This window comes from Streptomyces sp. ASQP_92, from assembly GCF_025399895.1.
Classification (GTDB): Bacteria; Actinomycetota; Actinomycetes; order Streptomycetales; family Streptomycetaceae; genus Streptomyces.
Window position 1 is genome coordinate 33,624 of sequence record NZ_JAODUA010000001.1, and the last position, 13,481, is coordinate 47,104.

Sequence of the window (13,481 nt, forward strand, 5' to 3'; positions counted from 1 at the left end):
GCCGGCCGGTCAGATCGCGGTCAGGCCCCCGTCCGTCGCCACCGCCGACCCCGTGACGAAGGACGCGCGGTCGCTGCACAGCCACAGCGCGCCCTGCGCGACCTCCACCGGGTCGGCCATGCGCCGCTGGATCTGGCGCGCCACGAACACCTCCTCAAGGGCGGGGGTCTGCGCGATCACGTCCTCCAGGAGTTCGGTCCTGGTGCTGGCCACGACCAGCGCGTTGACCCGTATCCCGCGGGCGCCGTACTCCGCGGCCGCCGCCTTGGTCAGGCCCAGTACGGCGTGCTTCGCCGCCACATAGGGGGCGACCGCACCGGTCGCCACCACACCTGCCGAACTGGAGGTGTTGACGATCGCGCCGGCGCCCGTCGTCAGCATCGCGGGAATCTGGTGGCGCAGGCAGTTCCAGACACCGCGCACATTGATGTCCATGATCCGGTCGTAGGTCTCGTCGTCGACCTCGTGCAGGTCGGCGCCGGCCGCGCCCCAACCGGCGTTGTTGAACGCCCCGTCGAGCCGGCCGAAGCTCTCCACCGCGCACTCCACCGCACGCGCGACGTCCCCGCTCCGTACGACATCGCCCGCGCTGGCGACCGCGCGGCCACCCGCCGCGGTGATCTCGTCGACCAGCGCTGCGAGCCGGTCCTCGCGGCGTGCCATCAGCACCACGGCCGCTCCCTCGGCCGCGAACAAGCGTGCCGCCGCGGCGCCGATCCCGCTGGACGCGCCGGTGATCATGACGACTTTGCCCTCGACCATGCCCGGTCCGGTCTTCGCCGCCGGGTGCGTGCTGCTGTCGTTCACCTTGCTCTTCTCCCCGCTCGTGTCTGATCCGGGCGTGCCCGATGCCCGCCCGGTGTTCGCGTGTGGCCCGGTGGCCGTCAGCGCGTGGCGTCCGTTTCCGGCGTCGCCCGGCCGCCCCAGCGCTTAGGAAACGGTCGCACGGTGCCTTTCGACGGTCGGGGGTGGTCCCGCTCAGCGCACCAGGGTGGCGACGCGCCGCGTGCTCACCTTGGCGCCGGTGGCGCCGGAGGGGGTGGCGATGCCGGGCAGCAGGATCTTCCACATCTGGACGGCGCGCTCCGACAGGTCCTTGCGGCCGCTCACGATCCAGGAGTACACCTGCATGCCCGTACAGGCCGCGACGACGAACTCGGCCACCATGTGCGCGTTTACGCCGTCGGTCAACTCGCCCTTCTCGCGGACGACTTCGAGGCACTCCTGCATGATCCGCGCCCACTCCTGACAGGGCGTGGCGTCCTCGACGCCGAAGCCGTTCTGCTCGTTGGTCAGCCGCCCGCACGCCCGCCCGCAACACGTCCGTTGCGCGTGCGCTCACTTCACCGCGCCGGCCATCACCCCCGACACGAACTGCCGCTGGAAGGCGAAGAAGACGGCGAGCGGGATGACCATCGAGACGAAGGCGCCCGGTGCCAGCACGTCGATGTTGTTGCCGAACTGGCGGACCTGCTGTTGCAGGGCCACCGTGATCGGCGGGTGCTTGGAGTCGGCGAAGATCAGCGCGACCAGCATGTCGTTCCAGACCCACAGGAACTGGAAGATGCCGAGCGAGGCGATCGCCGGGCCACCGAGCGGCATCACGACCCGGGTGAACAGGCGGATCTCGCCCGCCCCGTCGAGCCGGGCCGCCTCCAGGAGCTCCCTGGGGATCTCCGCGAAGAAGTTGCGGAGCAGGAAGATCGCGAAGGGCAGACCGAAGGCGACATGGAAGATGATCACGCCGATCGTCGTCTCGAAGATCCCGACCTGCCCGAACAGCTTGGCCACCGGCACGAGGGCGACCTGCACCGGCACGACCAGCAGGCTCACCACGACCATGAACCACCAGTCGCGGCCCGGGAAATCCATCCACGCGAAGGCGTAACCGGCGAGCGAGCCGATGACGACGACCAGGACCGTGGCCGGGACGGTGATCGCGACCGTGGACCACAGGGAGTTGGTGATCGTGCTGTTGCCGAGCAGGTCGGCGTAGTTGTGGAAGGTCAGCCGCGACGGGTCGGCGAAGGTCTTCCACCAGCCGGTCGAGGCGATGTCGGAGGGGCTGCGCAGCGAGGACAGCAGCAGCCCGACGGTCGGCATCAGCCAGAGCAGGCCCACCAGGATCAGGAACACCCGCAGCACACCGCCCCCGGCCCGCGAGGCGATCCGCGCGGGCAGCGACTGCCGTGCCCTGACGATCCCATCGACAGCGGTCATCGCTTGCCCTCCCGGCGCATGCGGCGGATGTTGCTGTGCTGTACCGGGGGGCGACCCCCGGACCCCCGGTAGAGGGCGGTGGCGCTGCGGCGGACGGTCATCGCTTGCCCTCCCGTCGCATGCGGCGGATGTTGAAGAGCATCACCGGGATCACCAGGAGCAGCAGCAGGACGGCGATCGCGCTGCCGATGCCCAGGTCCGCCTCGGTGCCGAAGGAGGAGCGGTAGAGCTGGAGGGCCAGCACGTTCGCGTCGGCCTGGCTGGAGCCCGGCGCGATGATGAAGACGAGGTCGAAGATCTTCAGGACGTTGATCATCAGCGTGACGAGGACGACCGCGAGCACCGGCGCGAGCAGCGGCACCGTCACCCGGCGGAAGACCTGCCACTCGTTGGCGCCGTCCACCCGCGCCGCCTCCAGCAGTTCGCGCGGCAGCCCCGCGAGCCCGGCCGCGATGAGCACCATCGCGAAGCCCGCCCACATCCAGATGTACGAGCCGATGATGGCCGGGGTGACCAGCGTGGGGCCGAGCCACTCGATGCCGTTGTACGGTTCGTGGAAGTTGCTCTCGGGCAGCCGGAGTTGGGCCCCGTCGGCGGCGCCGGGCAGTGAGAACGTACCGTCCGCGCCGGCCGTGGCCGAGGCGACCACCTCGCCGTTCTTCACGGCCTCGACCGTGATGCCCTTGAGGCCCAGCTCCTTGGCGTCGATGACGTTGGGACGGCCGCCGCCGCCCTTGGTGAAGTCGAGCCAGACCGTGCCGGTGACCTTGCCCGGCTCGGTCGGGGCGGGCTTGGCGGGCGCGGCCGAGGTCGGCATCTTGTCGGCGGCCACCCCGACCAGGGGAAGCAGCACGGGCTGCCCCGCGTGCGCGGCGGCCGGGGTGAGGAAGGCCCCGCCGCCCGCGGCCTTCAGCGGGGCGCTGGGCAGCGGATGCGCCTTGGGGTAGCCGGCCGAGGCGGTGAACGTGTCATGTACCCCCACCGCCACGGCGTTGGCGACGCCGCGCGCCGGGTCCTGCTCGTACACCAGGCGGAAGATGATGCCCGCCGCCAGCATGGAGATCGCCATCGGCATGAAGACGATGAGCTTGAACGCCGTTCCCCAGCGGACCCGTTCGGTCAGTACGGCGAAGATCAGGCCGAGCGCGGTGGCGATCGTCGGGGCGCACAGGACCCAGATCGCGTTGTTCTTCACCGCGGTCCGGATGGTGTGGTCCGTGAACAGCGTCTTGTAGTTGTCGATTCCGGCGAACGAATCACCGGACTGATCGAAGAACGACCGGTAGATCGAGAACCCGATCGGATAGACGACGAGCGCGCCGAGCAGGACGAGCGCGGGCAGCAGGAAGACGGCCGCGATCCACTTGCGAGTCCTGGTGACGCTCTTGACGGTCCTGGGCGCGGACGGGGTGGCGGGAGGCGGGGCGCCCCCCGCCGTCGCGGTGGTCATCGCCGGATCAGTTCTTGAACGCCGCGGCCGCGTCGGCCTCCAGCCTGGACTGGGTGCCGGCGATGTCGGAGGGGTTCTTCAGGAAGTCCTGAAGGTCCTTCCACTCGCCCTTGCCGGGGGTGCCGCCGAAGGACTGCGGGGCCTGGTCCGACATGTCGAAGCGCACGTTGTCCCCGGCCGCGATCAGCGACTTGGCGATGCCACGCTGGACGTCGTTGGGGTACACGGCGACGTCGAGGGCCTTGTTCGGCGAGATGAACCCGCCCGAACCCGCCGCGATCCTGGCCGCGTCGGTGGAGGCCAGCCACGTGAGCAGCGCCTGGGCGCCCTTGGTGTCCTTCAAGGCCACGGCCGCGTCGCCGCCGGTGACGACCGGGGCCTTGTCACCCACGGCCGGGAACGGGAACGCCTTCGCGTCGGTGCCGACCTTGGCGGAGGTCTCCGCGATGTTGACCGCCGCGAAGTCGCCCTCGAAGACCATGCCCGCCTTCGGCTGGTCCCCGCCGGTGAAGGTCTGCGTCACGGACGCCGGGAACTCGGTCTGGAGCGCGCCGTTGGCACCGCCCGCGATGAGGTTCGGCTTGCCGAAGAGCTGGGCCAGGGTGGTGAGCGCGTCCTTGACCGACGGATCCGTCCACTTGATCGTGTGCTTGGCCAGCTGGTCGTACTTGTCGGGGCCGGCCTGGGACAGATAGACGTTCTCGAACCAGTCGGTGAGCGTCCAGCCGTCGGCGCCGCCGACGGACACCGGCGTCACACCCGAGGCGGAGATCGTGTCGGCGGCGGCCAGGAAGTCCTTCCAGGTGGCCGGCGCGGTGACGCCCGCGTTCTGGAAGACCTTGGTGTTGTACCAGACCAGGGACTTGTTGGCGGCCTTGAAGTAGACCCCGTACTGGGTGCCGTCGACCGCGCCCAGGTCCTGCCACACCTTCGAGTAGTTCGCGGCGAGCTGCGCCTTGGCCTCGGGTCCGGCGGGCTTGGCCCACTTCTTCGCCACGGCCTGCTGGATCGCGCCGACCTGGGGGAGCAGCGCCACATCGGGCGGGCTGCCACCGGCGATCTTCGTGCCGAGGAAGTTGACGATCGGGTCCTGGGCGGGCACGAAGGTGACGGTGGCGCCGGTGCGCGACTCGAACTCCTTGAGCACCTTGACGAAGTTGGCCTGCTCGGCCCCCGTCCACACGGCCGCCACCTCGATCTTCTCCCCGGTGAGCTTGGGGAGTTGGACCCCGCTGCCCGAAGAGGCGGAGGTGGTGGTGCCGGTGGAGGGTGTGCTCTTCGCGTCGTCGCCGCTGCCGCACGCGGCCGCGCCGAGCGCGAGACCGCCGACGACCGCGGCGGACAGCAGGGTGCGACCTGTCGTGCTGGTGGCCCTGGTGGTGCGACCTGTACGAGTGCTGCGCATGCGTGCCCCGTCTCTCCCGTGCGCGTACGAACCGCCGCGCCCGGTGACGCAGGCGCCGCAGCTCTCGTCCCGTGCGACAGTCCTACGCCGGGTGCGGGAGCGCCGCAATACCGTCTTCGCCGTCAACCAGTTGATCGTAATGGGCTTGTGACGTTGAGCCGCGCGGGATGTCCCAACTGCCGCCCATTGCGGCCGGGTTGATCAAGCGGGCCGAAGGGGGCGGGCCCGTCGCCACGCCCACGGCGACCCGGCGTCACGACAGCGGCGGCACCGACGGGGCGTTGACCAAGGACGCCGCGCGGTCCAGGGCGCTGGCGAGCAGGGCCAGGTCGGTGGGGCCGTTGCCGAGCTCGCGCACCGGCCGGCGGGCCGGCGGGTCGCCCATCCGCTCCCACTCCAGGACGACGACCGTGGGCCGCTGGGTCGCGGTACGCGGTATGCGTCCGGTGACCCGGCCGCCCTGGAACGGCACGGACGCCCCGTCCGGCTGGTGCAGCCGGCCCCGGCCCGGAGACGGTTCCTCCGGGGACGGCGTCGCGGGCGGCGGGTCCAGGACCACGCGGTGCCGGGCGCCGCGGGCCAGTTCGGTGTCGGCCGTACGGTCCGGCCGCGCCGAGGTCGCCACCAGGTGCACCCCGAGCCGCTCGCCGTCGCGGGCCACCGCCTCCAGAGCCCGTACGACCGAACCCGCGGCGGGACGGCCCGGACTTCCCAGGGCGGGTGCGACCAGCGCGTCCAGATCGTCGACCAGGACCACCAGGCGGGGCAGCGAGGGCCCCTCCTCGGTGCGGCCGCGCGCGACCGGACGCAGCCGCAGCGTGCTGCTGCCCGGCGGGTCCAGATCGCCCCGGCTCTCCGCGGCGGGCGCCTGCCGCTGCCCGACCAGGCGGCCCGCGACCTCCCGCTGGTTGTGCCACTCCGTGAAGCCGAGCCCGCCCAGGAGCTCGGCCCGGCGCTTGAGCTCGGCTCCCAGCGCCTGCGCGAACTCCCGCATCCGTACCGGGTCGGAGGCGATCAAGTGGGTGGAGACATGCGGGAGTTCGGTGCAGGGGCGCAGCCCCTCCCCGCGCTCGCCGCCCGCACCGTCCACGAGCACCAGGCCGAGCCGGTCGGGCCGGGCGCCCGCCGCGAGCGAGGCGGCGACGGCCCGGAGCAGCTCGGTGCGGCCGCTGCCGGGGGGCCCTTCGACGAGGAGGTGGGGGCCGTCGGAGACGAGGTCCACGCCGACCGGGCCGCGCGGTCCCGTGCCGAGCACCACCGCGCCGTCCGGCGCCGACTCCCAACGGGCCATCAGGGAGGCGGGGGTGGCCCGCGCGAGGCCCAACTCGTCGAGCAGACGGGAGGATCGGGGGAGCGAGGAGGCCAGCCGGCCGGCCGTGGACGCGGTGCCGTCACCGGTGCGCAGGGGAGCCAGGGCGCGCGCGAACCGTTCGGCCCAGGGCCGGGACACCGCGTCCACCGTCGCCACCGTGCCGTGGCCCGCGGGGTGCCCCCCGGCGATGCGCAACAACCGCAGAGCGGTGGCCACATCGCCGCTGAGCAGGGCGGCCGCCCCGCACTCGCGGAAGGCGAGCGAGGCCGCGCAGGCCGTCTCATACGTGTCCGTGACGGGGGAGGCGGCCGAGGCGGCCGGGGTCTCGGCGAGGCAGAGCAGATGGATGCCGGCCGCCGCGCCCGCCGAGGCCAGGCGCGCGGTGGTCTCGCGCAGGGGCGCCGAGCCGGGGTCGCCGTCCAGGACGACCACCGTGAACGGACCCTCGTAGCGGGCGGCGGCCTCGGAGACGGCGGCCCGGTCCGCGGAGGCCCAGCCCGGGCCGAGCGGGCCCGCGTCGAGCCGTCTGACCAGCTCCGCGGTGCGTGCCGTCGCCTGGTCCCGGTCGTAGGCGAGGAGCAGCCGGCAGTCCTGGCCGTGGGCGGGGCGGACCTGGGGGAGCCAGCCGAGCCAGTCCCACTCGGCGGTGCGCGTCTGGAGGCCGCGCGCCCGGTCCGTACTGATGAGGACGATCTCCAGGGTGGTCGGCGCGTGCAGGGCGGCCAGCTGGGCGATGGCCGAGCGGGCGAGCCCGGCGAGGCGGTCGCGGGGCCCCGCGAGGCCGAGCGAGCCCACCTCGCGCAGGCCCACCGTGACGGGCACGGCCGACAGCTCGCCGCGGTCCGTGGTGCCGACCCGCACGGCGAGTGCCTCGGGGTGGCCCGGCTCCCGCTCCCACAGCCGGGGCCCGGGGCCGAGCGCGGTGAGCAGCAGGGCGGCCGGATCGGGCCAGCTCTCGGGCGTGGGCTCGGCCGGCGGGTGCGGTGGCTCGGCGGCCGTCTGCTCGGGGGCCGCTTCGCCGCGCCCCCCGGTGAGCCGCCTCGCCCATGCGCCTATCCCGCCGCGACGGCGGCCGCCGTCCGGCTGCTCGGCGCGGGCGTGCTGGTCGGCGCGGGCGGGCTCGACGTCCTCGCGGCGGTCCAGCCCGCCTTCGGGCAGGCGGGTGCCACGCGTCGGAGTGCCCTGTCGCCTGCTCGGCGCGGACGGCTCGCGATGATCGTCCCGCCCGTCGTGCCCGTAGCCGGAGGGCGCCCCGAGCGCGTCGAAACCGCCCACGGACGACTCCTCGTGAGCACCCGGCGCGGACGTACCGAAGGACGGGGCGGACGGGGCGGACGCGGCGGGCGGGGGCGGCGTCGTGCCGAAGGCGTGGGGCGTCCCCTGGGGCGGGGGCCCCAACTGCGGTGCAAGGGACGGGTGTTGGGGTTCGAAGGGGCAGCCCGGCGCCGTGTTGGGGGTCACCCGGAGATGGCCCTCGCCGTCCGGCGCGGCGGCCAGGGAGGGCTCCGCCTCGGTGCCGCCGGGGGCCAGGCGCAGCGTGGACTCGCCGATCCGCAGCAGCGCGCCGGGCGCGAACCGGACCGGCTGCGCGCCGATCTCCCGGCCGTCCAGCCGGGTGCCGTTCGTCGAGTTCAGATCCGCGACGCTCACCCGGCCGTCCTCGCCGACCGTCACCTCGCAGTGCTGGCGGGAGACGTCCGGATCGTCCAGCGGGACATCGGACTCGGCGGCGCGGCCGACCCCGATGCGGCCGCCGTGCAGCAGGTGGACCCCGCCCGCGTCCGGCCCCGCCACCACGTGCAGGCGGGCCGGGGCCGGGCCGTCGTGGGCCGGCTCGTCCTCGGCCGGGGTGGCGAGGGAGAGCACCGTGCCGTCCACCAGAGGGGGCTCGCCGAGGATGCGGCGCTGGGCGTCGAGGCGCTCGCGGCCCGCGTAGAGCACCACGGAGGCGCCCGAGACCTCCGCGCCGGAGGCGGCCGAGGCCAGGCCGGACGCGACGGCCGCGAGTGCCGTTCCCGCCGGGGCGGTGACGAGCACGTCGCAGGCGCGCGCCGCAGCGTGGCCGCTGCGTGGCGCGAGGACGGTCAGCCGGATCTGCATCGCCTCGGCGGTCCCTTCTGCGCGGGGGTGCCAAGAAAGGGGACCAGCCCTGTGATTCCCCCCACCCGGCACACAATTCGTGCTGAGGGCATCCTCGCACCTGCCACTGACAACACGCCCGTCGCCCACCTCGAATTGATCTTGATTGGTCGGCCGACGACGCAAAAGTGGACGGAAAAGTGGCTGGTTGCGACCGAGTGGGGCATTCCGACGGGACGCCGGGCACGGGTGTTCGGCAACCTTTGGCGCGCGGACCGCGTCTTTCCGGAGAACCATGAGACGACGGTGAACAACCTGGTGGCGCCGAACCCGCGACCCGTCGGGGCGCGCGGGGGCGGCACTAGAGTGGGCCGGAAACCCACACAGCAACTGACGCGAGCAGCAGGGAGCGCATGACGTGCGGCCGGTAGGCAGCAAGTACCTGCTCGAGGAGCCGCTCGGACGCGGCGCCACGGGCACCGTCTGGCGAGCCCGCCAGAGAGAGACCGCCGGGTCCGAGGCGTCCGTGGCGGGCCAGCCGGGCGAAACCGTGGCGATCAAGGTCCTCAAGGAGGAGCTCGCCGGCGACGCGGACGTGGTGATGCGCTTCCTGCGCGAACGCTCCGTACTGCTGAGGCTGCGCCACGCCAACATCGTGCGCACCCGCGACCTGGTCGTCGAGGGCGACCTCCTCGCTCTGGTCATGGACCTGATCGACGGTCCCGACCTGCACCGCTACCTCCGCGAGAACGGCCCGCTCACCCCGGTCGCCGCCGCCCTGCTCACCGCGCAGATCGCCGACGCGCTGGCCGCCAGCCACGCCGACGGCGTCGTCCACCGCGACCTGAAGCCCGCCAACGTCCTCCTGGACGAGCGCGACGGCGCGATGCACCCGATGCTCACCGACTTCGGCATCGCCCGCCTCGCCGACTCCCCGGGCCTGACCCGTACCCACGAGTTCGTGGGCACGCCCGCCTATGTCGCGCCGGAGTCCGCCGAGGGCCGGCCGCAGACCTCCGCCGTGGACATCTACGGCGCCGGAATCCTGCTGTACGAGCTGGTCACCGGGCGCCCGCCGTTCGCCGGGGGCACCGCCCTTGAGGTGCTGCACCGCCACCTCAGCGAGGAACCGCGCCGGCCCACCACCGTCCCGGCCCCGCTGTGGACGGTCATCGAGCGCTGCCTCAGCAAGGACCCCGACCGCCGCCCCAGCGCCGTGAACCTGGCGCGCGGGCTGCGGGTCGTCGCCTCCGGCATCGGTGTGCACTCCACCCCCGCCCAGGTCGAGGCGGCCGACGGCGTGGGGGCGCTGCTCGCCCCCGATCCCGCGCCGGCCCCGGTGCCGGACGCGCCGGGCGCCGCCGACCCGACGCAGGTCCTGCCGACCAGCGCGGCCTCGTACGACCCGTCGGCGCGGACCTCGGTCCTGCCGCAGACGGGAGGCGCCCCCAACGCCGACCCGACGGCCGTCCTGCCGCCGGTCCCGCCGACCGGACCGCAGGAGCCGCACCCCTGGCAGTCCCAGCTCCAGGCCGCGCGCGACCGCAACGAGCAGACCCAGGTCGGATATCTCTCCCCCGACCAGGACCCGCTGCGCCGCCGCCCGCACCGCCAGCAGCAGCCACCGCAGGGTTACGGGCAGCAGGGCCAGCAGCCTCCGCAGGGGTACGGCGGGCAGGGCCATCCCCCGCAGGCGTACGACGGCCGGCGCCCCCCGCAGGGGCAGCCGCCGCAGCACCAGCGGTACGCCCCGCCGCCGCAGCCCTACCAGCAGCAGCGGCAACAGCAGCAGTACGCGCCGCCGCAGCCCCCGCCGCAGCAGCCGCAGGCGCCGGCGCGCGAGCCGAGGGAGCCCCGCGAGCCGCGCAGGCGCAGCCCGAACCGGATGCGGATTCCGGGTCTGGGCTGTCTCAAGGGGTGCCTGTTCACGATCGTGCTGCTCATCGTCGCGGGCTGGCTGATCTGGGAGCTCACCCCGCTCCAGGACTGGGTCGCCCAGGGCAAGGGCTACTGGCAGGCCATCGGTGACGGGATTTCGACGGTATCCGGCTGGATAAAGAGCATCGGCGATTCCGGGAACCCGTAAAGACCCGTAAAAGCCAGCGGACGAAGGGGCTCCGGCCCGCCGGTCCGGGACGCGACTTCATGGATTTGTCGACTTCCAGAGGGTGATTTCGGCGCCAGAAGTGAAGGTTGGCGTCCCGGCCGCGTAGCCTCAGCGTGCACAGCCAGCCGCTGAGGGAGCAGTCTTGGCACGGAATATCGGCAGCCGGTACACCGCCCACCAGATCCTGGGCCGCGGCAGCGCCGGCACGGTGTGGCTCGGCGAAGGGCCCGAGGGCCCCGTCGCCATCAAGCTGCTGCGCGAAGACCTCGCGGCCGATCAGGAGCTGGTCGGACGCTTCGTGCAGGAGCGCACCGCCCTGCTCGGCCTCGACCACCCCCATGTCGTGGGCGTGCGCGACCTGGTGGTCGACGGCAACGACCTCGCCCTCGTCATGGACCTCATCAGAGGCACCGACGCCCGCACCCGCCTCGACCGCGAGCGCCGCCTCGCGCCCGAGGCGGCCGTGGCCATCGTGGCCGACGTCGCCGACGGGCTCGCCGCGGCCCACGCGGCCGGCGTGGTCCACCGTGACGTCAAGCCCGAGAACATCCTGCTCGACATGCAGGGCCCGCTCGGCCCCGGCGGCGCCCACCCCGCCCTGCTCACCGACTTCGGCGTGGCCAAGCTCATCGACACCCCGCGCCGCACCAAGGCGACCCGGATCATCGGCACCCCGGACTATCTGGCGCCCGAGATCGTCGAGGGCCTCCCGCCGCGCGCCGCCGTCGACATCTACGCGCTCGCGACCGTGCTCTACGAGCTGCTCGCCGGCTTCACCCCCTTCGGCGGCGGCCACCCCGGCGCCGTGCTGCGCCGCCATGTGACCGAGACCGTCGTCCCGCTGCCCGGCATCCCCGACGAGCTGTGGCAGCTCATCGTCCAGTGCCTGGCCAAGGCCCCGGCCTCGCGGCTGCGCGCCTCGGAACTCTCGGCCCGGCTGCGCGAACTGCTCCCGCTGATCGCGGGGATGCCTCCGCTGGACGTCGACGAGCCGGACGCCGAGGGGGCCGAGGACGAGGAGGCGTACGAGGATCCGTACCCGACCGTCCCCACCACCCCGCGCCGCGGAGCGGTCCCGCTGGTGCCCGGGGCGCCGCACGACTCCGCCAACCGCGACACCCACACCAGCATGCGCGTCCCCGGCCCGGACGAGCTGGCCGGCGGACCGCTCGGCACCGCCCGCGCCCCCCGCCCGGCCGGGGCCCCGCGGCCCGGCTCGGCCCGCCACCGGGCCGACCAGGTCCGCAGGCGCCGCCTGATCCTGACGACGGCCGCGGTCGCGCTGGCCGCGGCGGTCGGCGTCGGCGGATGGCTGGCCCTGGACTCCGACTCCGGGAAGCAGTCGCCGCCGCAGGACACCAAGAACTCGGCGCCCGTCGTCCCCTAGGGTCGCCCAGGATCCGATGGGCCCGGGGAACGCCGGAGCGCGGAGCCGTTACGCTGGACCCGTGGCAGTCGTCGATGTATCCGAAGAGCTGAAGTCCCTTTCCTCGACCATGGGGTCGATCGAGGCCGTCCTTGACCTCGACACGATGCGGGCGGACATCGCCGTGCTCGAGGAGCAGGCGGCCGCCCCGTCCCTGTGGGACGACCCGGAGGCGGCGCAGAAGATCACCAGCAAGCTTTCGCACCTCCAGGCCGAGCTGCGCAAGACCGAGGCCCTGCGCGCCCGCATCGACGACGTCGCGGTGCTCTTCGAGCTCGCCGAGGAGATGGACGACTCGGACACCCGTGCCGAGGCGGAGATCGAGCTGGAGTCCGTGCGCAAGGCGCTGGACGAGATGGAGGTCCGTACCCTCCTGTCCGGCGAGTACGACTCGCGTGAGGCGCTGGTCAACATCCGCGCCGAGGCGGGCGGCGTCGACGCCTCCGACTTCGCCGAGCGCCTCCAGCGCATGTACCTGCGCTGGGCCGAGCGGCACGGCTACAAGACCGAGGTGTACGAGACCTCGTACGCGGAAGAGGCCGGCATCAAGTCGACCACCTTCGTGGTCAACGCCCCCTACGCCTACGGCACGCTCTCCGTGGAGCAGGGCACGCACCGCCTGGTCCGCATCTCCCCCTTCGACAACCAGGGCCGCCGCCAGACGTCCTTCGCGGGTGTCGAGGTGCTGCCGGTCGTCGAGCAGTCCGACCACGTCGACATCGACGAGACCGAGCTGCGCATCGACGTGTACCGCGCGTCGGGCCCCGGCGGCCAGGGCGTCAACACCACGGACTCCGCGGTCCGCATCACGCACATCCCGACCAACATCGTGGTGTCCTGCCAGAACGAGCGCTCCCAGATCCAGAACAAGGCGAGCGCCATGAACGTCCTCCAGGCCAAGCTCCTCGAGCGCCGCCGCCAGGAGGAGCAGGCGCTGATGGACTCCCTCAAGGGCGACGGCGGCAACTCCTGGGGCAACCAGATGCGTTCGTACGTCCTGCACCCGTACCAGATGGTCAAGGACCTCCGGACGGAGTTCGAGGTGGGCAACCCGCAGGCGGTCCTCGACGGCGAGATCGACGGCTTCCTGGAGGCCGGCATCCGCTGGCGCAAGCAGCAGGAAAAGTAACCTCACCACCAACCCTGCCGGGGGCGCGGGGAACTGCGCGAGCACCCCGCACGGCCCGCAGCCGAACCCGCACCTGGGGCTCCGCCCCAGACCCCGTATTGCGCCTTAAGGGCGCTCGTCCTCAAACGCCGGACGGGCTGAGGTTGCCCGGTGTGGGCCCGCACCGGTCCTGCTAGGGGCGCGGGGAACTGCGCGAGCACCCCGCACGGCCCGCAGCCGAACAAGCACCTGGGGCTCCGCCCCAGACCCCGCATCGCGCCTTAAGGGCGCTCGTCCTCAAACGCCGGACGGGCTGAGGTGGCCTGCACTGGCCCGCACCGAGTAGTTAGGGGCGCGGGGAACTGCGCGAGAAG

General features: G+C 73.1%; 9 protein-coding genes. 3 read left to right on the plus strand and 6 right to left on the minus strand.

What is annotated here, in order from left to right:
* Positions 1-9: 9 nt before the first annotated feature.
* From N4G70_RS00130 to N4G70_RS00155, 6 genes are all read right to left on the minus strand, one after another.
* Positions 10-762, minus strand: a complete 753-nt coding sequence (locus N4G70_RS00130; RefSeq protein ID WP_261711314.1) for an SDR family NAD(P)-dependent oxidoreductase — start codon at positions 760-762, stop codon at positions 10-12.
* A 216-nt stretch (positions 763-978) separates the two neighbouring features.
* Entirely contained in the window at positions 979-1,230 is a 252-nt protein-coding gene (locus N4G70_RS00135) for a hypothetical protein (RefSeq protein ID WP_261710271.1), read from the minus strand.
* 108 nt (positions 1,231-1,338) lie between these two features.
* Entirely contained in the window at positions 1,339-2,220 is an 882-nt protein-coding gene (locus tag N4G70_RS00140) for a carbohydrate ABC transporter permease (RefSeq protein WP_261710272.1), read from the minus strand.
* 97 nt (positions 2,221-2,317) lie between these two features.
* Positions 2,318-3,670, minus strand: a complete 1,353-nt coding sequence (locus N4G70_RS00145) for a carbohydrate ABC transporter permease (RefSeq protein ID WP_261710273.1) — start codon at positions 3,668-3,670, stop codon at positions 2,318-2,320.
* A 7-nt stretch (positions 3,671-3,677) separates the two neighbouring features.
* Positions 3,678-5,075: an ABC transporter substrate-binding protein gene (locus tag N4G70_RS00150; RefSeq protein ID WP_388719708.1), complete on the minus strand. Its 1,398-nt coding sequence runs from the start codon at positions 5,073-5,075 to the stop codon at positions 3,678-3,680.
* A 253-nt stretch (positions 5,076-5,328) separates the two neighbouring features.
* Entirely contained in the window at positions 5,329-8,487 is a 3,159-nt protein-coding gene (locus N4G70_RS00155) for an FtsK/SpoIIIE domain-containing protein (RefSeq protein WP_261710274.1), read from the minus strand.
* 397 nt (positions 8,488-8,884) lie between these two features.
* On the opposite strand from N4G70_RS00155, the gene N4G70_RS00160 reads away from it, so the two are divergent.
* From N4G70_RS00160 to prfB, 3 genes are all read left to right on the plus strand, one after another.
* Positions 8,885-10,552 carry a serine/threonine-protein kinase gene (locus tag N4G70_RS00160; protein WP_261710275.1) on the plus strand — a complete coding sequence of 556 codons (1,668 nt, stop codon included), beginning with the start codon at positions 8,885-8,887 and terminating at the stop codon, positions 10,550-10,552.
* Positions 10,553-10,715: 163 nt separating this feature from the next.
* Positions 10,716-11,960 (plus strand): serine/threonine-protein kinase, encoded by a 1,245-nt coding sequence (locus tag N4G70_RS00165; RefSeq protein ID WP_261710276.1) that lies wholly within the window; start codon positions 10,716-10,718, stop codon positions 11,958-11,960.
* Positions 11,961-12,021: 61 nt separating this feature from the next.
* The gene (gene prfB / locus N4G70_RS00170; RefSeq protein WP_261710277.1) at positions 12,022-13,128 is read left to right on the plus strand and encodes a peptide chain release factor 2; all 1,107 of its coding nucleotides are present in this window, start codon (positions 12,022-12,024) and stop codon (positions 13,126-13,128) included.
* Positions 13,129-13,481: the final 353 nt, after the last annotated feature.

Bases quoted from the DNA above. Each gene is read 5' to 3' on its own strand.
- N4G70_RS00130 (WP_261711314.1), bottom strand. From the start codon at position 762: ATGGTCGAGGGCAAAGTCGTCATGATCACCGGCGCGTCCAGCGGGATC.
- N4G70_RS00135 (WP_261710271.1), bottom strand. From the start codon at position 1,230: ATGCAGGAGTGCCTCGAAGTCGTCCGCGAGAAGGGCGAGTTGACCGAC.
- N4G70_RS00140 (WP_261710272.1), bottom strand. From the start codon at position 2,220: ATGACCGCTGTCGATGGGATCGTCAGGGCACGGCAGTCGCTGCCCGCG.
- N4G70_RS00145 (WP_261710273.1), bottom strand. From the start codon at position 3,670: ATGACCACCGCGACGGCGGGGGGCGCCCCGCCTCCCGCCACCCCGTCC.
- N4G70_RS00150 (WP_388719708.1), bottom strand. From the start codon at position 5,075: ATGCGCAGCACTCGTACAGGTCGCACCACCAGGGCCACCAGCACGACA.
- N4G70_RS00155 (WP_261710274.1), bottom strand. From the start codon at position 8,487: ATGCAGATCCGGCTGACCGTCCTCGCGCCACGCAGCGGCCACGCTGCG.